Origin of the sequence: Corallococcus carmarthensis (assembly GCF_003611695.1) — a bacterium.
Lineage (GTDB): Bacteria > Myxococcota > Myxococcia > Myxococcales > Myxococcaceae > Corallococcus > Corallococcus carmarthensis.
The window spans coordinates 1-22928 of sequence record NZ_RAWE01000074.1; the positions used below are offsets into that span (position 1 = coordinate 1).

22 protein-coding genes and 1 pseudogene are annotated in these 22928 nt (G+C 68.5%); 8 read left to right on the forward strand and 15 right to left on the reverse strand.

Annotated elements, in window-relative coordinates:
* From D7X32_RS20605 to D7X32_RS20615, 3 genes and pseudogenes are all read left to right on the forward strand, one after another.
* Nucleotides 1-488: pseudogene (locus D7X32_RS20605) on the forward strand (hypothetical protein); the annotation flags it as partial.
* Nucleotides 489-807: 319 nt separating this feature from the next.
* Complete coding sequence (locus tag D7X32_RS20610) at nucleotides 808-2010, forward strand: DUF2380 domain-containing protein (RefSeq protein ID WP_341868145.1); 1203 nt, start codon at nucleotides 808-810, stop codon at nucleotides 2008-2010.
* On the forward strand, nucleotides 2007-2477 hold the full coding sequence (locus D7X32_RS20615; RefSeq protein WP_120604275.1) for an NUDIX hydrolase: 471 nt from the start codon (nucleotides 2007-2009) through the stop codon (nucleotides 2475-2477). The genes D7X32_RS20610 and D7X32_RS20615 overlap by 4 nt, the downstream gene beginning before the upstream one ends.
* 167 nt (nucleotides 2478-2644) lie before the next feature.
* On the opposite strand, the gene D7X32_RS20620 is transcribed toward D7X32_RS20615, so the two are convergent.
* From D7X32_RS20620 to D7X32_RS20650, 7 genes are all read right to left on the reverse strand, one after another.
* The gene (locus D7X32_RS20620; RefSeq protein ID WP_120604276.1) at nucleotides 2645-3253 is read right to left on the reverse strand and encodes an iron-containing redox enzyme family protein; all 609 of its coding nucleotides are present in this window, start codon (nucleotides 3251-3253) and stop codon (nucleotides 2645-2647) included.
* A 2-nt stretch (nucleotides 3254-3255) separates the two neighbouring features.
* Nucleotides 3256-4485, reverse strand: a complete 1230-nt coding sequence (locus D7X32_RS20625; RefSeq protein ID WP_120604277.1) for a CapA family protein — start codon at nucleotides 4483-4485, stop codon at nucleotides 3256-3258.
* Complete coding sequence (locus tag D7X32_RS20630) at nucleotides 4482-5465, reverse strand: fatty acid desaturase family protein (protein ID WP_120604278.1); 984 nt, start codon at nucleotides 5463-5465, stop codon at nucleotides 4482-4484. The genes D7X32_RS20625 and D7X32_RS20630 overlap by 4 nt, the downstream gene beginning before the upstream one ends.
* Nucleotides 5466-5471: 6 nt before the next feature.
* Entirely contained in the window at nucleotides 5472-6083 is a 612-nt protein-coding gene (locus tag D7X32_RS20635) for a methyltransferase family protein (protein WP_120604279.1), read from the reverse strand.
* Nucleotides 6080-7354 (reverse strand): condensation domain-containing protein, encoded by a 1275-nt coding sequence (locus D7X32_RS20640; protein WP_120604280.1) that lies wholly within the window; start codon nucleotides 7352-7354, stop codon nucleotides 6080-6082. Before D7X32_RS20640 ends, D7X32_RS20635 begins: the two co-directional genes overlap by 4 nt.
* On the reverse strand, nucleotides 7336-8355 hold the full coding sequence (locus D7X32_RS20645; RefSeq protein WP_120604281.1) for a hypothetical protein: 1020 nt from the start codon (nucleotides 8353-8355) through the stop codon (nucleotides 7336-7338). The genes D7X32_RS20640 and D7X32_RS20645 overlap by 19 nt, the downstream gene beginning before the upstream one ends.
* Before the next feature lie 425 nt (nucleotides 8356-8780).
* Nucleotides 8781-9827, reverse strand: coding sequence for a peptidoglycan-binding domain-containing protein (locus D7X32_RS20650; RefSeq protein WP_158625722.1), 1047 nt, complete (start codon nucleotides 9825-9827; stop codon nucleotides 8781-8783).
* A gap of 200 nt (nucleotides 9828-10027) precedes the next feature.
* Between D7X32_RS20650 and D7X32_RS20655 the strand changes: the two genes are divergently transcribed.
* The 4 genes from D7X32_RS20655 (at nucleotide 10028) to D7X32_RS20670 (ending at nucleotide 12602) form a co-directional block, all read left to right on the forward strand.
* Nucleotides 10028-10828: a VOC family protein gene (locus tag D7X32_RS20655; RefSeq protein ID WP_120604283.1), complete on the forward strand. Its 801-nt coding sequence runs from the start codon at nucleotides 10028-10030 to the stop codon at nucleotides 10826-10828.
* A 16-nt stretch (nucleotides 10829-10844) separates the two neighbouring features.
* The gene (locus D7X32_RS20660; protein ID WP_120604284.1) at nucleotides 10845-11333 is read left to right on the forward strand and encodes a VOC family protein; all 489 of its coding nucleotides are present in this window, start codon (nucleotides 10845-10847) and stop codon (nucleotides 11331-11333) included.
* Nucleotides 11334-11865: 532 nt separating this feature from the next.
* Nucleotides 11866-12339: a hypothetical protein gene (locus D7X32_RS20665; RefSeq protein ID WP_120604285.1), complete on the forward strand. Its 474-nt coding sequence runs from the start codon at nucleotides 11866-11868 to the stop codon at nucleotides 12337-12339.
* 53 nt (nucleotides 12340-12392) lie between these two features.
* Nucleotides 12393-12602 (forward strand): hypothetical protein, encoded by a 210-nt coding sequence (locus D7X32_RS20670; RefSeq protein ID WP_120604286.1) that lies wholly within the window; start codon nucleotides 12393-12395, stop codon nucleotides 12600-12602.
* Nucleotides 12603-12743: 141 nt separating this feature from the next.
* Here the strand turns inward: D7X32_RS20670 and D7X32_RS20675 are convergent, their stop codons facing one another.
* From D7X32_RS20675 to D7X32_RS20710, 8 genes are all read right to left on the reverse strand, one after another.
* The gene (locus D7X32_RS20675; protein WP_120604287.1) at nucleotides 12744-13169 is read right to left on the reverse strand and encodes a hypothetical protein; all 426 of its coding nucleotides are present in this window, start codon (nucleotides 13167-13169) and stop codon (nucleotides 12744-12746) included.
* 266 nt (nucleotides 13170-13435) lie between these two features.
* The gene (locus D7X32_RS20680) at nucleotides 13436-14011 is read right to left on the reverse strand and encodes an imm11 family protein (protein WP_120604288.1); all 576 of its coding nucleotides are present in this window, start codon (nucleotides 14009-14011) and stop codon (nucleotides 13436-13438) included.
* A 59-nt stretch (nucleotides 14012-14070) separates the two neighbouring features.
* Nucleotides 14071-14844: a DNA/RNA non-specific endonuclease gene (locus D7X32_RS20685; RefSeq protein ID WP_120604289.1), complete on the reverse strand. Its 774-nt coding sequence runs from the start codon at nucleotides 14842-14844 to the stop codon at nucleotides 14071-14073.
* Between the two features lie 240 nt (nucleotides 14845-15084).
* The gene (locus tag D7X32_RS20690; protein ID WP_244239104.1) at nucleotides 15085-15528 is read right to left on the reverse strand and encodes a VOC family protein; all 444 of its coding nucleotides are present in this window, start codon (nucleotides 15526-15528) and stop codon (nucleotides 15085-15087) included.
* Between the two features lie 104 nt (nucleotides 15529-15632).
* Nucleotides 15633-16526 (reverse strand): hypothetical protein, encoded by an 894-nt coding sequence (locus tag D7X32_RS20695; RefSeq protein WP_244239105.1) that lies wholly within the window; start codon nucleotides 16524-16526, stop codon nucleotides 15633-15635.
* A 343-nt stretch (nucleotides 16527-16869) separates the two neighbouring features.
* Nucleotides 16870-17082, reverse strand: a complete 213-nt coding sequence (locus D7X32_RS20700; protein WP_120604292.1) for a hypothetical protein — start codon at nucleotides 17080-17082, stop codon at nucleotides 16870-16872.
* Between the two features lie 277 nt (nucleotides 17083-17359).
* Nucleotides 17360-18196 carry a hypothetical protein gene (locus tag D7X32_RS20705; protein ID WP_120604293.1) on the reverse strand — a complete coding sequence of 279 codons (837 nt, stop codon included), beginning with the start codon at nucleotides 18194-18196 and terminating at the stop codon, nucleotides 17360-17362.
* A complete protein-coding gene (locus D7X32_RS20710; RefSeq protein ID WP_147450202.1) occupies nucleotides 18193-20748 on the reverse strand; it encodes an exonuclease/endonuclease/phosphatase family protein in 2556 nt (851 codons plus the stop codon). Before D7X32_RS20710 ends, D7X32_RS20705 begins: the two co-directional genes overlap by 4 nt.
* A gap of 220 nt (nucleotides 20749-20968) precedes the next feature.
* On the opposite strand from D7X32_RS20710, the gene D7X32_RS20715 reads away from it, so the two are divergent.
* Entirely contained in the window at nucleotides 20969-22834 is a 1866-nt protein-coding gene (locus D7X32_RS20715; protein WP_158625723.1) for a M23 family metallopeptidase, read from the forward strand.
* Nucleotides 22835-22928: the final 94 nt, after the last annotated feature.

Here is a 22928-nt window from a genome sequence, read left to right on the forward strand (position 1 = left end):
GGTTGGAGATGCGCAGACAGCATGGCGGCTTTCGACAGGGATACTTCGGCCCGGACTACGAACTGGCGCGCTTCAAGGCAGCGGGGCCGGAGGGAGTGCCGTTGGCGGAGGCCTCCTTCCCGGATGGGTACTCGGCCTATGGCGAAGCGGAGGTGGGCTGGGACGCGGTCCGCTATGGCGGTCTCGCCAAGCACCTGAAGCTGTCGCTGGGCGCGGAAGCCTTCTCGTGGGGGCGCTTCGACGTGGACGGGCGCGTCGCGGTGCAGCTCTTCGCGCGCAGCCTCGAAGTGGCGTTGAAGGGGCTGGGAATGGGCATGGGGCAGCCGGGGGCGCGATACCTGGGGTCCGCGGAGGTCCGCTGGCGATTGCTGGGCGGGATGCTCTACGCGATGGGGATGGGCGGCACGCTGCTGTTCCCCACGCCGGAAGGGACGCTGCGGCCGGGGGCGTTCGCCTCGGTAGGAATGGGGGTGGACAATGCGCGCTGACGCCCTCTTGCTGGCCCTGGTGCTGCTGGCCACGGGATGCGCCTCCGTATCGCAAGCGCCCGGGCGTGGCCGGAGATTGAGCTACGCGCCGCGAGAGGACTCCTCGCCCGCGTGGGTGGAGGCTCCGAACGCTGAGCCCCCGCGTGCGTGGGATTCTCGCCCCCGCGCCCTCTCCGGGGCTGCGCAACGGCTCCTGCGCCGCCAGCAGCCGCGTGACGACGTGACAGCCGTGGGAGACGTCAGCAGGGAGGCAGCCGTTGGGGGCGGGGCCCGGAGTGCTGCATCGACGCGGCAGGCAGTCCTCGACGCCACGGATGAGGTGAAGGGCTCCCTGCGCAGCGTCGAGGCCGCGGTCACAAAGCTGGCGGCACGTCCTCCAGACCCCTGGGGCTTCAGCCTGACCGGCGTCTTCACGCGCTACCTCGACCAAGGCGCCAAGCAGGTGACGTGGCTTCAGGGCGCGCTTGGGAGCGCCACCGCGTTGACGGAAGCGGCCTCGGAAGTTGGCGACACGGACATGGAGCTGGGCCTGCTTCGCATGACAGGGCCGAAGCTCCAGGCAGCTCAGTTCGGGACGCTCCTCTTGGCCACCTGGGTGGACTTCCTGCACCTCGCGGACGCCGTGCTCCGTCACTGCCCCATGTGCAGCGCTGAGAAGCTCTTCGTGGACCTTCATCGCGTGCAAGGGCTGATGGAGCCCACGCTGACGGACCTCGCCTCACTGGACCCGGAGCGGGTGGAGGCGGCGACCACCGCGATGCCCGAGCTGATGGGGAAGCTGACGCGTGAATTCGACACGCTCCAGCGGGAGACCCGCGAGACCCTGAAGCTTGGCGGGCAGGTCATCGCGGCGATGCAGGCGGTGGAGATGGTCACGATGATCTCCACGATGAAGATGGCCCTGCCACGCGTGCCGCCCTCGGCCCCTGCGGCGCTCGGCGTGGGACTGGCAATGAGTTCAGGCGGCGTCATGGTGGGCTCGCGGCTGGTGGTCTCCGCCGAGTGGGTGGAGATGATGCGAAGGCTCGTGCAGGCGGGCGTTATCTCCGTGCCTGCCGTCAGCGCGGCCGTCCTCATTCAGGGCGGACAGATCACGATGGACCAGGCGCACCAGGACCTGCCCAAGGGCGTGCGCGAAGCGCTGGGGGACAGCCCCGAAGTGCGCGGCATGCAGGTGACGGGCAGAGTGGGGGCGGGCATGTCGGACGCTCCGAAACACCACGTGATGCCGCAGGAACACCGCGAGTGGTTCGAGCAGCGCGGCTTCAAGGGCGACATGGACATCGACAACTTCTGCGTCCGGATGGAGCAGGCCCACCACGAGGCGATCCACGGCGGCGGTGACTGGCGCCTGGGTCGCACATGGCCCGGTGAATGGAACCAGTTTCTTATGCGCGAGTTACTCAAAGCCGAGACACGAGCCGGCCGCATGTTGACGCGCGATGCCATCCTGAAGCTCGTCGCCAAGCACATGAAGGACTATAAGATCCCGATGAACTTCGTCTCCTGGAGGGGCCCATGACCGCCCGGCATCCGTGGGAGGGCGACGTGAGAGCCCGCCTGTATGAGCGGGTCCGCGAGCGTGGTTACGACACGCTCACCGCATTTGCTGAGGCACGCCCTGCCGTCCCGTTACATAGACTGGCCGACGAGCTTGGTGAAGACGATGTCGCTGCGGTGCAGGTGTTCAGCGGGTTGCTCGCTGAGGCAGAGCAGAGTCTGCGGGTCACACGTCTTGTGCGCGATGTGCTCGTGCGTGAGCTGTCCGACGACTTCCCCGACGGATGGCCGACCGTGATGGACGACGACGCCCGTATGGATGTTGCCATAGCGCTCGGTCGCTGGAGTGGTTACACGCCGGAAACCCATCAGGAGCGCGTTGACCGGGCCAGCGATGTGCTCCTCTCCAATCCGCCGTTCCCTGGCTGGCGTCCTCTCGGCCCCGACGACGAGCTTCTCCGGACGCTCCTCCCCGACGAGGAAGCCTGACCGGAAACGGCGGCCCTTCGAGTCACAGTGAAGGAGCCGCCGTGTGCCCCCAATGTGCCCCTCCAGCGTGGTTCAGCCGGGAACACCACGGACCCCAGAGAGAGCCGAGAAGATTGAGCACCTCCTCGGGGAGGGGCTCGACCCTGGCTGGCCCGCGGGGGCCCGGCCTATGCCTCCGCGAGCGCCCGGCGATGGATGGCCACCCAGAAGTCCGCCGCCTGGCGCGCGCCGTCCAGCAGGGGCTCGGGGCCGTGCGCACCGACCGACTCGCAGAGCGCCTGGGCCCGCGCGCCGTGCTCCACGTCCACGTCCAGGTGCACGAGCAGGAAGCGCGCCCGCGTCCTGTCCAGGCCGAGCCGCCCCAACCCCTGGCGTGTGTCGCCCCCGAGGTGCCGCGCCACGCCCTCCAGCACGGACAGCGCGCCGAGGAACGAGAGCTGGCGCTCCGCCGGGATGCCTTCCCAGAAGGCGTGGAACGCGGAGACCTCGCGGGGCGTGGCGTCCGACGGCGTGCGCCCGAAGGCCGCGAGGTCCGCCTTCGCGAGCTGGTAGTGGGACTGCTCGTCCGCCGCGAGCTCCGCGAAGAAGGCCTTCAGCTCGGGGAGCGTGGCGCGCCCGGCCGCGAGCCGCAGCCGGTCTCCACTGCGCAGCGTGTAGTGGTACATCATGTCCAGGAAGGCCACGTACCGCTCGGGCGTCACGGCCGGCAGCCAGCCCGCGACCTGCCGGGCCATGCCCACGGTGAATGCCTCCAACTGCTCCCGCATCGACACCATCTTTAGTCCCTCCGGGTTGAAATCAGTCCGCCCAGGGTGCGCCACGCGTGCGCGCGGTGCGGCGCCGCGCGCTCCAGGCCCAGCTCGTCCACCGCCACGACCCCCGCGTCCAGGAAGCCCTCGCCGCCCAGGCCCCGCCCGCACACCGTGGGCACCGCGCGCACGTCCACGGGGCGCAGGGCGCCCCCCGCGTCCCGCGCGAGCGCGAGCTTCAGCACCGCGCCCGTCTGGCACGCCCGCGTGGGCATGATGCTCAGGAAGTTGCCGAGCGAGTACGCGATGAGCCCCACTCGCGGCGGCCCTCCCCGGCGCACCTGCGCGGGGCACGTGGGGTCCCCGCCGTCGATGGAGACCAGCTCCACGGGCTGCAGCACGTGCGGCGAGGAGCCCAGGAGGATGTCCGCCCCGCGCTCGATGAGGCGGTAGGCGTGCTCGCGCTGGAGGGACTCGGGCCAGTACTCGTACTCGAAGCCCCAGTGCGGCATGAGCACCACGAGGTCCGGCCCCACCGCGCGCGCCGCGTCAATGAGGGCGCCCAGCCGCTCCCAGTCGGGCGCATGCAGCGGGTTGCCCAGGCGCGTCACCGGAACGCCCTCGGGCGGCGCCCCCGCGAGGTGGTTGATGTCATACGTCACCGCGGCAATGCCCAGGCGCACCCCGGCCACCTCCAGGCCCGCCACCGCGTCCTCCGCCCGGGGGCCTCCGACGCAGCGGTGCTCCGGGCGGGCCAGCACGCTCTGGCGCGTGCGCTCCAGCCCTTGCGCGCCCTGGTCCAGCGCGTGGTTGTTGCACAGCGAGAACACGCGGTGGCGCGCGGTGCCCTCCCACGCGTCCAGGTAGCCCGGCGGCGCGTTGTAGTGGAGCGTCTCGTAGACGCGCCGGGGCACGGGCCGCGCCGGGTCCACGGGCGTCTCCAGGTTGGCGAAGGCCACGTGCGCGTCCGCCATCAGCGCGCGCACGCCCGGGGAGAGGGCCTCGCGGAAGCCGCTGCGAATCCACATCACATCGCCCACGGCGCACAGGTTGAGCGCCGCGGGCGCGTCGGGCTTCCAGCTCCCGGAGGCGAGGTGCCGGGCGACGCGCGCGAAGTGCTCGACGTCCTCGGCGCGGCGCGGCTCGGGGACGTGGAGGAGGCTCTTGGCGATGTAGCGCAGATTGAGGTCCCAGCGGGACAGCGGCCAGCGGCCGTCCTCGTAGCGGATGTCCGCGTACAGCTGGCGCAGGGCGTTCATGGGCGCTTTCGTTCCAGGGTGACGAGCCGCACGTCCTCGTCCACGACGGTGGGCCCGGCGAGCAGCGCGCGTCCCATGACGTCGAGGTAGCTGTCGAAGACGGGGGCGCCGCGCGCGAGCAGCCCGGGGCGCAGGTGGGTGTGCAGCCTCGCGAGGTTGTAGCCGGGCACGCGCGGATAGAGGTGGTGGTCCAGGTGGTAGTTGAGCCCGTTCCAGAGGAAGGTGACGAGCCGCGTGCCGCGCACCGTCGTCGCGGTGTGGAAGCGGTCCCCGCGCCACGTGTTGGCGTAGTGGTCCGCGATGGACTTGAGGCCGTTGAGGGGGCTGGCGAAGAGCACCGGCAGCAGCCAGCACTCCACCGCGCCGGGGACGAGCCCGTGCCGCGACAGCAGCCAGAAGAGCCCCGCGTAGAAGCCCGCGTAGCAGAGCAGCACCGCGCCATGGCGGCGCAATCGCGCGCGGGAGAAGTGCTGCAGCGGATAGAGGACGTTGAAGTAGATGAGGCTCAGCGGGATGCCGAGCAGCACGGTGGCGTAGAAGAGCGCGCACAGCCCGAGCGAGCGGCGGCCCGCGTTGTAGGCGTCAGGGTCCTTCTCCGTCCGGTTCCAGCGGTGGTGCGCGAGGTGGTCATGGCGCATGGGCTCGTAGGCGATGCCCACGAGCAGGCTGAGCGCGTTGCCGAAGAGGCGGTTCTGCCACGGCCTCGGGAAGAGAGTGTCGTGCCACGCGTCGTGGTCGAGCTGGATGAGCCCCATCACCGCCCCCCCCGCCAGCATCCACAGCGGCAGCTTCACCCAGACGCTGCCCGCGCGGGCAATGGCCACGGCCGCCGCGACCCAGACACCCAGGTGCAGCACCGCCATGCCCACCGCGCGCAGAGGACGGATGCGGAGCAGCTCCACCAGCTCGGCGCGGGAGAGGCCGGGCTCCGGGGGCGCGGCACCGGGCGAATCAGCGGGACGCGAGAGGGCTGGCTGCATGGCGCGTCAGAAGTAGCGAGGTGCGCGCTGGCAATAGCGCGCGTAGGGCTCACCGAGGCGGTCCGCGAGGAACCGCTCCTCCTGGAGCACCAGTTGATGGAAGAGCCCCCCGAGCGCCGCACAGGCGCCCAGCGTCACCACGGACGGAGCCCAGAGCGAAGCCCCTACGAGGTACAGGTAGGAGAACACGTAGATGGGGTTGCGCGAGTAGCGGTGGAGTCCCCCCTCGTGCAGCTCGGGCCGGGCCTCTCCCGCGTCCACGCCGATGCGGAACGCCGGGCCCATTCCATACTGGGCCCACAGCATGCCCATGAGCCCCACGACACCGAGCACCCAACCCGCGAGCGGAGGAATGGGCAGCAGCGGCCGTCCCCAGGACATGGCGGACCACGCGGGCCAGAACGCGGCCGCGAGCACGGAGCCGGCCCAGAGCAGCGAGACGCCACTGATGCGCCGCGTGACGCGCGTGTGCGCGGAATCCGCCGCCGCGCTCCGGTAGGCCAGCGGGCTGCGCCCGAAGCGCAGGCGGTAGACGAGGCTGGAGCCCAGGTGCCCCGCGAGCACGTGCAGGCAGATGAAGCCCAGGTACACCCCGGGCGCCTCGCGCAGCCCCATCATGGCGCGAGCACCTCCGCCCGCAGGCCGAAGCCCGAGGACGCCCACCCGGCGACGCGCTCCGTGAAGTCGCGCAACTCCTCGCGCGTCCAGAGGCCCTCGAAGGCCGCCGTGTTGATGTTGAGCGTGTCCGCGAACGACAGGCCCGTGGCGCCCCAGGTGGCCGTGTGGCTGCGCATGGAGCGGATGCGGAGCGGCGCCTCCGTGAAGTGCGTGTCCATCCGTCCCAGGTAGGTGACGACGAGCGTGTTCGTCCGGGGCTCGGCGATGAGCCCGGGACGCGCGTTCTTGCGCAGCACCCGCGCCGGTGCGAGCCGGGCCACCGCCATGCACTCCAGCGCCGTCGTCCAGTGCACGCCCTCATCGAGCACCCGCTGCACCTCGGAGCGGAGGAAGCGGGCCAGCTCGCGCGGGGCCTCCAGCCGCGCGCGGACCTCCTTCAGGGAGATCTCAATCGGCACCGTGGAGCAGCCATTGCCCAGCGTCCGCCCGAGCCCCAGCATCCGCCGCAGGTCCACCGGCATGCGCAGGCGGATGAGTCCGTCCGCCGGGGACTCTCGCAGCGCCACGCCCGCGAGCAGCGCGGAGAAGAAGACCTCCGACGCCTGGAGGTCCGTGTCGCCCTGGGGAAGCGTGAGCCGCGCCGTGGCTGATAGCGCGTGTCCGGCGGTGTCCCCACTTCGGCGCAGCCCCATTCCCCGCCGCGCCAGGAGCCGCCGGCGCGGACTCGTGAGCCCCAGCACCACGCCCGGCTGGCGCAGCGCCGCGAGCAGCACCTTGCCATCCGTGAGCGTCGAGGGCTCCAGCGGGCGCGACTCCGACCCGCGTCCCGCGCAGAGCAACCACAGCCGCTCCAGCAGGTGCGCCAGCGCCTTCGCGTCCCCGATGGCGTGGTGCAACTGGATGCCCAGCAGCCAGGGCCCCGGGGCCGCGTCCACCATGGGATGCAAGTGCAGCCGCAGCGGCACGTCGCGCGTGAGGTCCACCCGCGTGTTGATGATTCGCGCTACGGCGTCGGGCTCGGACAGGGGCTCCGCGCCTTCCACCAGGGCCGCGTCCACCTCCGCGTCCCCGCGCACGGCGGGCACCCATGCGCGGAGCGCGTCGTTCCAGGCCACGTTGAGGCGCTCGCTCTCCCGCACCAGCGCGCGCAGCCCCCGGCGCAGGAGCGCCACGTCGGGCCTGTCCTCCAGCCGCAGCAGCACCGTGGCCCAGATGGTGGCGACCTCGCCGTCCAGCCGCGCCATCAGCGTGTCTACGAAGTTCGCGCGCATCGCTCCATCCATCCCGCGAAGAGTTCCCGGGCCCCCGCGCCGTCCAGCCGGGCGCGGCTCACGACTTCGCACGCGGCCCTCGGGTCCGCCACGTATTGGAAGACGAGTTCATCCGGCTCGCGCTGGTGGAGGCGGATGCCCGTCGGAAGAAAGCCGGCCGCGAGGAGCACCGGCGTCCCCTCGGCCACCCGCTGGGGCTCGCCCATGGGCAGGTGGATGAGGTCCACGCGCGCCCGCTCCGACGTGAGCGCCGGGGTGCCCTCCGCGCTGAATCCCACGAGGCCCCGCCGCTCCAGACGCAGCGACGCGTTCCAGTCGAGCGGACGCAGCACGGCGCCCTCCGTCCATGCCCGGTGCTCCAGCGGCGTGAAGGCCACCGACTCCGCGAGCCCCACCCCGGCCAGGATGGACGCGAGCCACTCCCCCCACGGGCCCTGGGGCAGGTAGCGCCGGCGTGGCGGCGGGGGCGCGAGCACCGTCGTCATCGCCAGTGCCTGCATGGGCACGCCCGAGCCCTCCTCCACGCCAATCACCGTCTCGCCCCGCGTGTAGTTGACGACGAGGCCCATGGGCCTCGCCCGCATGAAGCGCGAGGCGTAGCGCTGCGCCATGACGTGCAGCGTGGAGGTGTTCTGGTGCAGGAAGCCCACCCAGCGCCCGAGCCGATCCAGCAGCGAGCCCCACAGCGCCTCGTGCTCGGCGCGGCCCATGAGGGTGCGGCGGCTCGGCAACGCCACGGAGAGCCCCGAGTCCAGCGAGTCCCTCCCCGGCTTGCTCCACAGGCCCGTGTGCCACAGCAGCGCCCCCCGCGCGTCGAACTCGCCGAGGCTCAGCAGCGCCCCGTCCCTCCAGAGCCGCACGGCGCCGCCGGGCTCGTAGAGGAACGGGTAGGAATACGTCTCCGCGTAGCGCGCGTGAAGCAGCTCGCGGAAGGCCGGCTCATCGGGCTCGGCCAGCCAGCGCGTGTGCTCGCTGGGGTTGGCGGCGCGAAGGTCGTCCATCAGGGAAACAGCTCGATCCCGGCCCATGTGCGCTAGCAATGCATCCTTGAGGCCAGCCGGGAAGGCCCCGCTCCCGCCCGGACGCAACCTCGCTCGCCCAGCCCCTCGTGCAGCGCCTGGCACACGGGTGTGAAGCCCCCTGCACAGCCGAGGCGCATAAGTCCTGTTGAGGGGGAGGGAGGGTGCAGAGGGGCCGAGGAGGGCCGCTGACGGGGCCGCCCGAGCTCCCATCAGCTGCGTGGCAGGAGCCTGGGCCTGTTGGCTGTCTTGAGCCTCAACAGCCCGCGCGGGCCTCGGCGCGTGAGGGCATCTCGAGCTGGGCCTGCACGAGCCGCGTGTGGGCCCCGCCGCGCGCGAGCAGCAGTCCACGCTGTTCCGGCCCCTCTTCCAGCGCTGAAGCGGGCCCGGCCAGGTGTGGCCGCGTTTCAGCCTTTGCCCTTCGGGCGGCTCACGGTGAACAGGACGATGTTGTGATCCGAGCCGCCGGTCGGACCTGCCTTCACGTTCGAGACCTTGCACCCGTAGGACATCGCATAGTCGATCTTGCCGTGGCCGTGGCTCTCCACGCCGCCATGGGTGGTCATGCCCGCCTGCTGCGCGATCCAGCCGGGTGACCACTTTCCCTTCGTCGACGCAGGCTCGTTCCAGTCGCCGCCGATGAGCAGACCCTCGTCAGGGTTCTTCGCGATCTTCCGATTCGCGAAACCGAGCAGCTTCTCGGAGAGCGACTTGTAGGTACTCACGCGGTTCTTCGGCCCGTCGATCTCCCCGCCCTTCCAGTCCACCGAGGGCGGTTGGTGGGCCGAGACCACCTGCAGCCAGCCCGCGAGCTTGACCGCGGTGGCCGCCCGCGGCGGAGCATGGCCACCGCGAACGGTGGTCCAACCGCCGCCCTCGCCCTGGATGGATGTCTTCTGCCCCTGGAGCAGGCTGTCCTTGACGAGGATGCCCGTCTCGCCATGGTCCTTGGCTCCGGGGAAGGTCACCAGGTGGTAGCCGGGGATCTTCTCCAGGGCCTTGTGGTAGCCGTTGATCTCCTGCAACTGGACGAAGTCGAGCTTGTTCTTCTTGGCGAAGTCGCCCAGCCACTTCTGCACGTCTTTGGGATTGCGGTCCCGCTCGACGTTGTAGGTCGCGCCCTTGAGCGTCGACGGGGTCTTGTTCTTGCCGTCGCTGCCGCCGGTCTGGCTGGCCTGGGCGGTGGCCGTGGTGCCGCCGGTGGAGGAAGGCGTGGTACCGGCAGTGGTGCGCTTCAGCGAGTCATTCATCCGCTCGCCGACAACCCCCTGCGGCTTCCCCTCCCAGCCGTTGTCGCGCTTGTAGGCAACCACCGCCTTGGCGGTCTTGGCGTCGAAGCGGTCGTCGGCGGCACCCTTGAGGTAACCGGCCGACTTCAGCCGCTCTTCAACTTTCTGCACGCGGTTGCCGGTGGATCCAACGTGGAGGGGGCGGTGGTGGGCAGTGGTTCGCATGATTTCCCCAATTCTCGCCAATCGAGAGCAAATGTTTCTTGGGTTCGCGTCGTCGCGACGGGACGTGCCGCACTGCGCCATGGCGGCCCGGCTCCGTCAGGAAGAATGCAAAAGCACGAAGGTCTCGCTCGACGCGGGCGAGCGGACCCTCCACATCGACCCGGAGAAGAGCTCCACCCGTTCACAAAGGGAGTGACACGATGAGCACTGGCAGCTTCATCTGGTACGAGCTGATGACCCACGACCCCAGCGTCGCCGCCAGGTTCTATGGCGCCGTCGTCGGGTGGAAGATCCCCGATCAGCCCGCCCCCATGCCGAATGGGCAGGACTACCGCATGATCATGCGCGGCGATGGCGGCTCCGCTGGCGGCGTGCTGCGCCTGTCGCAGGACATGCTGCAGCATGGCGCACAGCCTTGCTGGCTCGGATATCTGCACGTGGCCGATGTCGATGCGTCCCTCCAGACCATGGTGGCCGACGGCGCCAAAGTGCTGATGCCGCGCATGGATCTGCCCGTCGGAAAGATCGCGATGGTCGCCGACCCGATGGGCACGCCCTTCTATGTGATGGCGCCGATTCCACCGCCCGGCAAACCCGAGGCGAAGAGCGACGTCTTCGACGTGAAGGAGTCACAGCGCATTCGCTGGAACGAACTGGGCAGCCCCGACCTCGCGCGCGCCAAGGCGTTCTACGCGAAGCACTTCCACTTCCAGTTCAACGACGTGATGCCCATGGGCCCGATGGGCGACTACTGCTTCATCGACCACGACGGTGTTCGGCTCGGCGCCATCATGCAGAAGCCCACCGAGAGCCCCGGCCCCACCGGCACCTGGCTGTTCTACTTCGGCGTCTCCTCGGTCGCCGAGGCGCAGCGCGCCATCACCGCCAACGGCGGCAAGGTGCTGCAAGGTCCGCACGAGGTGCCGGGCGGCGACTGGATTGTCGTCGCGACGGACCCCGCGGGTGCCGTGTTTGGTGTCGTAGGACGCAAGGGCGAATGAACCCAGGAGCGCAAACATGACGAACACCGTGAACAAGGCCCTCATCTGTCTCTGGTTCGAACGCAGCGCCGAAGAAGCGGCGGCGTTCTACGCCCGCACCTTCCCGGGCAGCTCCGTCGGCGCCACGCACCGCGCACCAGGCGATTACCCGGACGGCAAGGAGGGGGATGTCCTCACGGTGGAGTTCACCGTGCTGGGCATTCCGTGCATCGGCCTCAATGGCGGCCCCGCCTTCAAGCACAGTGAAGCCTTCTCGTTCCAGATCAGCACGAAGGATCAGGAAGAGACGGACCGCTACTGGAAGGCCATCGTCGGCAACGGCGGTCAGGAAAGTCAGTGCGGGTGGTGCAAGGACAAGTGGGGACTGTCGTGGCAGATCACTCCTGCCGCCCTGACGGACGGCATGAGTGATCCGGATCCGGCCACACGCAAGCGGGTGTTCGCCGCGATGATGGCGATGAAGAAGATCGACATCGCGGCGATCGAAGCAGCGCGCAGGGGTTGAGGAAAGACCTCCCATCCACCAGGCCGTGCCGGGAGCGACAGCCCCTGCTTTGGCTCCGCACCCGGCGCTTGGGGATGGCCCCGCACTGCCAGTCAGGGCTGTTGATCAGAACTCGTAGCCGCTGAGGGTCACGTTCGCGCTCACGGTGGAGCCGTATGCGCCAATCTTCTCCCCTGCTTCGAACCGGATTCCCCTGCGCACCGGTATCACCCTCGAGCCCCTGCGGACCCTGCGCACCGATGTCTCCCTTGGGGCCCGGGGGCCCCCACCGCGCCCGCAGCTCCAGTGGCTCCAGCGGGTCCCTGGGCACCGGCCGCTCCGGCAGGACCGGCAGGCCCCGTGTCACCAACGGAAAGCTGCCTTTATTCTGGAATTGCCTGCATTCCGGGGTACACACCGACCCGGCCCGCTCCTCCCACGCCGCGGCGAGGCGCATGGCTCCGCGAGAAAGAATGCAAAAGAACTCCCCGGGGCTCTTCCCTGGAGGAACGGCGGCCCGCACCACCGCGACCCGCTTCCACCAGGAGCCTTCATGTTCCGGATTTCGTCCGTGTGCCTCTGCCTGTTCGCCTCGCTCGCCATCGCCGACGAGTCCTCTTCGAAGCCCGCCAGGCTCACCGTGGCCCAGAAGAACGGCTGGGCCGTCTACGACGCGGAGCTGAAGAAGAAGGAGGACGCGGTCAACAAGGCCTGCGGGTCGGCCGTGAAGAGCAGCTACGAGAAGGCGAGCTACCCCGCCTTCGACCCGATGAAGGACCGGACCCAGAGCGCATGCCAGTCCGCCGTGGGCACCCTGGTCGAGGTCTGCGGCACCGCGGATGGCAAGGCGGCGGTGAAGGAGTCGGTCACCAAGACGGTCTGCCGGCTGTCGACGGACGGAACCAAGGTCTCGCTCGACGGGGGCGTGCTGACCATCCACATCGACCCGGTGAAGAGATCCATCTCGGGCAAGAATCCCGAGAACTACAGCTACAGCTGGAAGAGCGCCCTCGAAGAGGTGCTGTAGCCACGGCGAGCACCAGGGCCGCTGGAGGGTAACGAGCGGGCTGGAGGCTTTCCGTGTCCACGCGCAAAGACAAGCAGAGCGTCCTGCCGGTGAACTGCCCCGCTGGATACCCACCGCACCACACCGGCTACAGCTGCGTCACCTCGCTCTCCTGCGTCACGGGTATCTGGGAAGAGCAGTACTACTGCATCAATCCTTCCACGTCTCACATCGTGAACGCGGGCACGACGGGCCGCACCAAGGGCTGCTGCCCCGAGTCCTGAGAACGGAGCGGACGGCCTGACTCCCAGGCACATCCCGGGGGCGGGCCCTCTCCGCCCGCGCCCGGCGTCCGGAGGGCCTCACCCGGGCCGAACAGCCCACTCCAGGGGGAAGCGCACGCCGCTCGTGCCAGGACCGGGCCTCTACCGACGCGCCTGGGTGCGGGCAATGAGCGCCCCCATCGGCACACCTGCCTGCTCGAATCGGATCGCGGCGCGCTCCAGCGCCTCGGCCAACGACGCGACCACCTCGTGTTGATCCGCGGAGGGACGGACGAAGCTGGTGACGGCCCGCGCGAGGCTCGCGGTGGTCGAGTTGATCACCACGAAGAAGCCCTTGCAGTACTCGCGAGCCAGGTCGGCGATCTCGGCTTGATGATCCGCCAGCATCATTCGCTGCGAATGTGTCAGCGGACGGGACCGGGAGAAATCGATCACCAGGACGTAGGGCTCACGCCTCTTGATGAGCCTGGAAAGGCTCTGAAGAATGCTCTCCATCTCCTTGTCCGTCGTGGTGTCGCTGCGCTGGACGATGGCCAGGGGCCAGAGTGATTCATCGAGGGTGTACATAGAGGAGATGTCTCAACCGGCGGAGCCCGGGCCATGTATCCGGGAACGCGGTATCCGGTGAAACATACAACACCCGTGCACCGGCGTGACGGACGGCTGAGAACGGAACTCCCGGGTGCGATGGCCTTACTCGCTTCCTCTCCTCGTGAGACACGCAGTCCGCGAAGGTGCGCCTCGCGGTTGAAATCGGGCGAGCATCCAGGCGTGCCCCAGGGGGGCCGTACTCCGTCGGGAGCGCGATACCACGATGCACGCGCGGAGCTGCTTCAGCCCGCCCAGTCTTCCGGTTCCAGGAAGGTGAGCGTCGAGATGCCGGCGGCTTCGATCGCGTCCTTCACCGAGGCATGCACGACGATCGCATTCACCGACTCGGCCAACCTGAACATCAACGCGCCTCGCGTCTTGTCCAGGTCGACCGCCAGCGAGTCGATGTCGGCGGAGCCCGTTCGCTCCTTCCCCCCTGCCGCGAACCGGGTCTTGCCCGCGTCGGCCGCCGCCACCTTGCCGACGAGGTTGAAGGCGACGAAGTCCCTGTACACCGTGCCGTCCTCGGGGTCGGTCAGCTCCACGGCATAGGTATCGAGGTTGTCCACGCCGGCCCGCAGCAGGACTTCGTGCAGGCGCTTGGACATCACCGTGATCGGCGTGAGCCACAGCTCGCCGAGCACCCACCCTTCCTCGTCGGTGCCTCGCAGCTTGAGGGGAATCGGCGCTGGCGGCTGCTTGTCGAAACGCACGCCTGTCATCCAGCTGCGCAGCGGGTGGTCACGCGTATACGCCAGCCGGGCGCGGTAGCCGACGTCGGGGTCTTCCGCTCCCAACACGTAGTAGGACTCAGGCATTCGGACTCGCTCCTGGGGGGCCTCCGCGCCAGCTCCCGCGGCTACCGCCGAGGTGTTACTCAGTTGCACCCCTGGCCCGACAGCCAGTTCACGCCACGGGTCCGCTCGTTCGTGCCGTTCGACCCGCCGCCGTCCACGTTCAAGAAAGACATGGACACGGCGCTCCCCGTGGACTGGTTGGTGATCTCCATCGTCATGTTATTGGGGACGAGCGCGGTGGAGTTCGGATAGTTCGCACCGATGGCGTAGCGCAATCGGCCGATCGGCAGGCTCCCACATTTGGCCATCTTGTTTTCGAGCTGCACCCAGTTGCCACGGTTGAAGTTGGCATCCTGCGGCACAAGGTTCGCCCGCCCTCCCCAGCCCCCAAGCTGTGAGCCGATGAGGTGTCCTCCGTCGTAGTCGTTGCTGGGGTTTTCCGCGTCCCCCCACTGGCCCACGCTCGTCTGACAGGAGTCGATGCGCGGCGCGGTGGCGATCCGGGGCAGATCCTTGTACGCCCGGTTCGGACGGCCCACGCTGTCGATGAAGTAGTACTCGCCGTCGAAGCTGTGCCACTTGCTCCGGTCACCCGACGGGAAGAGCTTCGGGCAGTCGCTGATCAAGGCCGCGGTGACGTTCCCATGGGTGACGTACCCGACGCCGTAGGGCGTCAGCGCCTCCCGGATCTCCTCCTCCGTATGGCTCTCGAAGAAGTCCATCAGGCCGCTCGGGCCACCGAAGTCCTGCTCGAGCTGACGGGTGACGTCTTCTCCGCCCAGGTCCGTGACTCCGCAGCCGCCGAGCAACAGACCCAACACCACCGCGACAGAAAGCTTGTTCAGGGTGTGCATTCTTCAGGCTCCTTTTCGCGGCCTTGAATACCAAGAAGCCGAGAAAATGACGAGAAGAAGGCGATATGCGCCTTGCGAGGATTCTGTAACAAGCCTGCTACAGCATGTTTCAGCCACGGTTCCCCCCTGCTCCGGGCAGCGCTCCACGGAGACCGGCGAAAGGCGGAGTGTGTCGATTCAGCGCCTGCCGTCTCGGCTCAGGCGCCAGGCGCGCCACCCCGCGTTCCGGGCGGGGGCGCATCAGGCGGCTTCGTGGCCGCCGAGCGAGGTGTCCCAGAAGTTCGCCTCGACCTTGTGGCCGTCCGGATCCCTCACGAAACACCCGTAGTAGGGCGGGCCATACAGGGGGCGTGGGCCGGGGGCGCCGTCATCCGTGGCTCCCGCCTTGAGGGCCGCCTGATGGAAGGCATCCACGGCCTGCTTCGACGTGGCGAGGAAGCAGAAGTGCGTGCCATTGCCCACGGTCGCGGGGTTCCCGTCGATGGGCGCCTGGACCCAGAACTCCGGGAACTGGCGGCCGTAGGCCACCGCGTTCGGGAACTCCAACACCCGCCGGCAGCACAGGGGCGTGAGGACCGCGTCGTAGAAGGCCACGGCGCGCGCGAAGTCATTCGTGCCGATGGAGACGTGGGACAGGATGCTTGGGTTTTCGTCGCTCATGGCCGCGGCGATAGCACGATTCAAGGCGCCGTTCGCTCAACGCAAGTCACCGGCCGAAGGCGGAAATCCCCTGGCCGAGCCCAGCGAAGAAGCGCCTGGGCTCGCCATGTCGCGGTCGATGCGAGGGCTCAGCTCTTGCCGCCGCCGCCGTCCTTGAGGTTCAGCAGCTGGACGGCGCCGCTGAGGGCGTCGCGGTCCTTGAGGAACTCCGCCTGCTGCTGGAGTTGTTTGTACTGGCTCGTGGTGACCTTGGGCAGGTCGCCGTCGATGCGCTGCTGGAAGATGGGCTCCGTGGGGCGGTCCTTGTGGATGAAGGTCTGGTCCACGGACTCGGCGCGGTGGGTGCCTGGACGGACGTTGAAGCGCGTGTCCACGAGGATGTCCGGGTTGCCGGAGATGGCCTTGTCGGCGGGAATCATGGCCGTGTTGGCACCGTGGGAGGCCGAGGCCAGGTTCTGCGCCGACTGCGTCTTCTTGCCGCCTTCGCCGTGGCCCATGCCGTGGAGGATCTCGTAGGGAGTGTCCTTGTCGGCGGTGCCAAGCTTCTCCTGGTACTTCGTGGAGCTGGGCTCGCCTCCGGTCATGGTCCGGAAGACCTGGGTGTGCTCACCCTTGTCGCGGTCCGGCACCGCGGTGAGGACCGGCTGGGGCCCGAGTCCACGACGCTCCATGGATCCTTCGAAGAAGAGGCCCTTCTTGTCGTGCGCCTGACTGCTGACGTGGGCCAGCAGGTTGAGCCCGTCTTCCGGGCTGTCCTTCGTGGTGCGCAGGGACGACATGTCGCCGGTGCGGGCAGAGTGGGTGTCCTGCAGGCCCACCGCGTTCTGCTGCTTGTACAACTCGGCGGCCGAGGGGCGCTCTCCGCCCGTGGTCGCGGCCCGCTTGGGCCGCCTCGGCCCGTCCGTGTCGAACGCATCCGCATCCGGCCGGGGGCGCTTCAGCGTCGAGGTGGAAGCAGAGGCCTGCGTTTGGGGCGGAGGCGACGGGCTGCGCAACGGGGCCGGGGTAGGCGTTGGCGTCACACTGCCCCTGGAGCCACTGGGACTGGGACTCCGGCTGGGGCTGGGGCTGGAGAAAGAGGTCGACCGCAGCTTGGGCATGAGGGACTCCGGCGAGGCAGGCGGGGGAAGCGTCTTGCGGACTGTGGCTGTCGCGGCCAATGCAATGCAAGCCCATTGCGCCCCTTTGCGCTGACCCATGACAAAACATTGGATCGCAATGGGTTCCAGACGTCATGAGCCCACGGACAATCCCCTACCCGTGCCCTCGCCACGTTCGCTTTCCGACAGAGGCCGCCCCAACTCCTTTCACCGTCAAGAAAATGACAGACACCATGCCCTGGCGTCTGACTTCAGCTTGGACGGCTCAAACGAAGTGGCTGACCAACCCCTCGTTGAGATAGACGAAGAAATTGAACAGGAAGAGCCCCAGGTAGAGATCAATCGTTACCTGGCGGCCCCACTTCAACGCGAGAACAGTCTTTACGGACTTCCCAAACGACTCTGTCCGGCTTGCATGGACTGTGTACCCGGCGAACAGGATCAGCATCAGAAGCGCAAGCCAACGAATCGTCTCCATGGATGTTATCTACTTCAAGCACTCACGGGTGACCAGACGCCGGGCCTGCTCGGGACGCACCTCCGACCGCAGGCCCATTCGCTGTGCGTCGGAGAAGTCTACATCGCCTCGCCACCGAGATGGAGGCATGACACTCCCTCAGGGCCGGTCACCGGCTCAGGGGTTGGCATTGATGTAGGCCATTCCTCCAGAAGCCAGGGGACATGCCATTCCCTGCCAGACTGAAAGGGACGCGCGGCGGGCCAGGAACACTGGCTGCCGCCGCACGTCCTGGCCGTCAGGGGGCAGGCGCCGCGGACGCGTTCACGAACACGTCGTGGAAGTACGCGTTCGCATACCCCAGGGGCGCGGGGGTGCCGCTCGCGCAGGTGGGCAGGTCGTGGGTCACCACCAGGGCCTTGCCCGGGTTGCCGGGCGCATGGGTGTCCGTCACGGTGTAGGCCCCGTACACCTCGGGTTGCGTGTCGCGCTGGAACACGAAGCGGTGATTCGCCACGTCCCACTGGAGCCGCAGCGCCGCCTGCTCGCCCTGATGGACCAGGCCCAGGTCCGCCGTGAAGAGCTGCGCGCGCGTCGAGCACGCGGCGTCCGTGCACCGCTCGATGACCGCCTCCACCCGCAGCGCCTGGGAGCCCACGGGGTCCGTGGACCGCGAGACGGTGCGGATGGAAGCGGTGACGTCGTCCTGCAGGCTCCTTCCCACCGCGCCCCGGGTATTGAAGAAGTGGCCCGTGAGCTCGGCGGTGCTCTGGGCCGCCGGAGTTCCCGCCGGGGCCGTGCACCCCGTGCTCTTCGCGTTGTTCAGGCGCACCTTCGCCGCGATGGCCGTCACCCCCCCGGACTGGGAGAAGCGCAGGCCGTAGCGGCCCGCCCCCGTGTCCGAACGGCTCATCAACCGCAGGCGGGTGAAGGCCAGCTCCCGGAGGGAGTCCAGCCGGGTTCCGGTCTGCTCATCCACCCACCGGGCCGGGTCGATGCCGCGGACCTTGGTCGCGCGTGGAGGGTTGGACTGCATCGGGTTGAAGTTGTCGTAGGGCACCATCGGTTCGACCGCTTGGGCCGTGCCCCCCAGCACCAGTGCAAGCACCGCGCACTTCAGGTTCATCGTGCTCATGGCGATTCCATTTCCTTCACGTTGAAGTAGTGCCGCACGCGGGCGATGTCGTCCGCGCCCGTGCCCTGTCCCTGGGTCTCCACGGTGATGCCGTTCTCGTAGCCGTCCATGAAGCTCCCCAGGAGCTCGACCCCGGCGGTCCAGTCGACAGCCGTCAGCTCCCCCTTCACCCGGCGGAGCAGGCCGCTGTTCGCGAAGAAGGTGAAGTGAGCGTCCTTGTCGTCCGCCTCCAGGATGGCGCTGCTCTCAGGGGAGGTGTCGTAGTGGTCGTTCGGGCCGGAGTCCGACTCCCAGATGGCCGACGTCATGTTCACCGCCCCCGAGAACCCGGCCGCCAGGTCCGGGAACGGGAAGAGGTTGTCGGGGCCCGTGTGCACGAGCCAGTTCGGGTAGATGGTCTGGTCCTCGATGATGTTCAGGAAGGTGTTCACCTGCGTGGTGCCATTGGCGGTCATCAGCACGCGCGGCGAGAACCAGTCCGCGCAGCAGCCGCTCGCGGTCTCCAGGTCGGTGACCTGCTTCACGGCGTATTCGATCCGGTGCTTCTTCATCGGGTTGTACTTCACGACGTCCTTCACCCGCGCCAACTGCACGGTGACATCCACCATGGCGTGATCCGACAGGCATTGCTGGATGAGGTTTCCCTCGGAGTCCTCGCTGCCGGAGTTGGGATCGAAGTGCGGATTGACGCTCGCCGTGGAGCCGTTGAGCAACGCGAACGCGGGGAAGTCCAGGGTGTCCTGCGCCGGGAACACCAGGACGTAGTCGAGGCGCTTCTTGGCATCCAGCTCGTTCACCACGTTGTCGGTGCAGACGCTGGACAGCCACGTTCCGCCCGCCATCGAGTTCGGACCGGAGACCACCCGGGCCAGGTCCCGCGTCCTGGAGAACTGGGTGTTGGCCTTGTCGAACTCGCTCAGGGTGCTGATGTCCAGGAGGCCGGGGCCCACCATGTCGGCGTACTGGTTGAAGGCGACGTTGGTCTGCACGCCCTTGGGCCCCACGGTGTTCAGGTCCCCCAGCAGGAAGGCGGGGCGGTCCAGGCCGCTCGACCAGGTGCCCTGGGGAAAGGCGTCATGGACGTCAAAGCCAAAGACGGTGTCGGTCAGGGGGCCGCCCTGGCGCACCTGCTGGACGTAGGCCTTGATGTTGGAGAACTGGTTCTCGCGCGCGGTGGTGTCGGGCCCCGCCGTGTTTTCGCCCGCGTTGACGTGGGTGCAGAACACGTCGACGAACTCGGCGTAGTCGGTCCCCGCGGCGAGCGTGGGGGTGTCGTGCTCGTCGACGAAGACAGGGGCGGTCGCGGCGGGCGTGGCGATGCGCGCCCAGAGCACGCCCTTGGCCTGGGCGCAGTCGGCCTCCGTGCACATGCCGAAGGGGAAGTGGTGCACCCCACCCTCGAGGATCTGCCGCGAGGACAGCAACACCAGCCCCGTGCTGAACAGGGACGGCTGGAGGATGTTGTCATTCAGCTCGGTGACGGCCTGCATGGGCGGCAGCTGCGCGCCCGCGCGCAGCGCGTTGACCTTCTCGATGAGTTCGCCGCGCTCATGGGCCATCCAGATCTCGGAGATGCAGGCGACCTCCTTGCGGAAGATCCGCTGGGCGACGGTATCGATTTCACCCGAGCCGCCATCGTCGACCCAGGCGGTCACGTCGGGCATCTGCCCCACGTTCCACATGGTGAAGCTGAGCGGAATCGGGGTCGGGCTCCGGAACTCGAGCGTTTCCCAGTTGCCCGTCAGGGTGCCGCCGGACGACAGGCCCGCGCGGTTGGGGAACCGGCCGCCCCCCACCGTCTGCGCGGAGGTCGTCGGGATGGGCGTGTGCTCGATGCCGAGTCCCAGCTTGCGCACCGTGGCCAGGAGCGGCTCGCTCGCGCCTCCGGCGGGGAGGCCCGGCGCCAGCTTGATCTCGAACTCGATGTGGACGTGGGCCGGGTCCGAAGCCGGGCTCGTCACCATCACGGAGGTGGCCCAGGCCTCGGTGGGAACCGCGAGCGCGCTCCAGCCATTCGTGCCGCTGAGGTTGCCCTTGCTCTGGGCGAGCTCCGTGTAGCCCTTGACGGTGGAGTAGCTCAACGTGATGCGCCGGTCCTCGTCACGAGGCAGGTACGCGCCGGAAGCCAGCTGGATGGTTTCGTCGCGCTTCGCATCCAGCCAGACGTTGACGGTGCCCTCCAGGCCCACGAAGTTCCCGCTGGCATTCTTGGGCTTGGGCAGGCGCATGCCAATGAACAGGGATTGCGTGTGGCAGGGATTCTGGGGCTTCCCCACGTTGCACTCATCCGCGGTGTAGCTGGCGTTGTCGGAGACGTAGAGGAACAGGTCTCCGTTGGGACCTCCGTTCACGTAGTCCTGCAGCGGGAACTTCTTGCCGTCGGCGTACTCCAGCGGGGAAACCACGCCGTCCGCCGTGGGCTGGGTGCACGGAGTGCCGGGGCTGCATTGGATCAGCGCGTCCTGGGGAAGAAGTTTCGTGATGTGAGGCGCCGCCAGGGCCCCCGTGGGGATGAGGCTGGCGAGGGCCAACAAGAGTGGAACGCGTTGCATGGTGCCTCCGAGAGGAGCACCCGCAGTGCACCGCGCGTGCCGGGGGGCGCTCCCCGAGAGGCAGCGAAGAGGACGGCAAGGATTGCCGTGGTCGTGCAGGACTTGCCTGCTGGCCTTGCTCTCCGCGCAGGCGCGCCAGAGTGTGCACGCCGGGAGCGGGCCCTGGCACCCATGTTGCTGTGGGGAGGGCTTGTTCCCCCATCCAAGGACCCCAGTACCCATGATGAAGCTTCGCACCCTGCTGCTGTTGTTGCCCGGTCTCCTGTGGGGACAGCTCGCGCTCGCCCAGGCACCGGATGTCACGACCTATTACGAACCCATGGAGGGGGGCGCCATCCGCTACCTCACCATGGCATCCCCTTCCCTCGGCTCGAACCCCAGCCACCAGGTGTCGCTCGCGCTGGCGTTGCGCAACAACGAGGCGACGTCCGTGACGTTGACGCAGGTCCTGATCGACTTTCCCGGCACGACGGTGCTGACGGGCATGTCCACCAACCTCGTCGTGCCCGCGAACGCGGTCCGCAACTGGTCGTTCAGCGCCGCCCAGAACATCATCCTGCCGAACCCGGCGCCGGCCAGCATCCGCATGCGGCTCTTCTTCACGGGCTTTGCGAGCCCGGTGATGGAGACGTTCACGCTCGCCGCCTATCAGGCGCCCACGCCGTCCGGCAGCGCCCGCTTCTGGGGCCGTGTGGGCGACCTGCGCCCCCACGAATACTGGCAGGGCATGGGCGCGGTGCACGGCGCGAGCGTCCAGGGCTGCCAGCTCTTCGCCCATGACGTGGGTGTCTATGGTTGGACGGGCTCCGGCTGGTCCGACCTGCTTCCGGGCACCGACGGTTCGCAGAACGAGCACTACCGGCAGTGGGGCAAGCCCATCTATGCCGCCACCGCGGGCACGGTGAAGGACTTCGTCAACACCGACGCCACCAACTTCCCGGTGGGCTCCGTCAACCCGGCGTCGCACGGCGGCGGCAACAGCTTCACCATCGACAACGGCACGTATCTGGTCGGGTACGCCCACATGCAGGCCGGCTCGCTCAACCCCAGCCTGCTGACCATTGGCGCGGTGGTCCACGAGGGCGACTTCCTGGGCCTCCTGGGCAACTCGGGCAGCTCCTCGAAGCCGCACCTCCACATCGGAGCGATCAAGTCGGACGCGTCGCCGACGCTGTGGTCCCCCCAGTGCGGAGGCCCGCTGCGCCCCCTGCCGCTCAACAGCGCGTACGCCATTGACCAGGCGGTGCTGACCCCCTGGTTCGGGATGGAGCAGCTCGCGCCCTGGTCCCCGATGAACGGCGTGGGCATCCCCAGCGGAGCGGCGCCCAATAGCATCAATTCCCTCCTCTGGCCCTCGGCGAGCCCGCCGGTGGTGCTGAACAACTCCGTGGTCAACGACTTCGCGATTGGCTCCAATGGCCAGCTGTGGACCGTGGGCAGCACGGGAACGGTCCTCACCACGCATGACCGCCTGAGTGTCCCCTTCAACACCGGCGTCTACCTGGACGTGAGCCCGGGCGGCACCGCGAAGGCCATCGCCGTCACCGCCACGATTCCGTATGTGATTGGGATGAACGACTTCGTCTACCGGGGCACCAGCGCGGGGTGGGTCCAGACGTCGCAATCGGCCAAGCGCATCACGGTGGATGAATCCACCGGCAAGGCCTGGGTGATTGGCCTGGACGACAAGGTCTACTCCTTCAACCCCGCCACCCTCGTGTGGAGCGCGCAGACCCCGACCTCCGCGACGGGCAAGGACATCGCGGTCGCGCAGGGCATCCCCTACATCCTCGGCATGGATGACCGCGTCTGGAAGCACAACGGCACCTCCTTCGTGCAGCTGCCCGCCACCACGACGCTCAAGCGGCTGGCGGTGGACGCCACCACCGGCAAGCTGTGGGGCATCGGGGCCAATGACGGCCTCTGGTCCTCGACGAGCGGCAGCACCTGGTCCGAGCACCCCGGCGGCATCCGCGCTTTTGACCTCACCGTGTTCCAGGGCATCCCGTACGTGCGCGGCCTGGACAACGGCGTCTGGAAGAAGGAGGACTTCGGCTCCTCCCGCGTCAACGTCGTCCAGCCCTGAGCGTACCGGGGACACCGGGACGGCCATGCGTGGACGGGCCCAACAGGCGGCACCGTCCAGGCGCGGTTCGGCGGAGCGGACGCGGATTTAACTC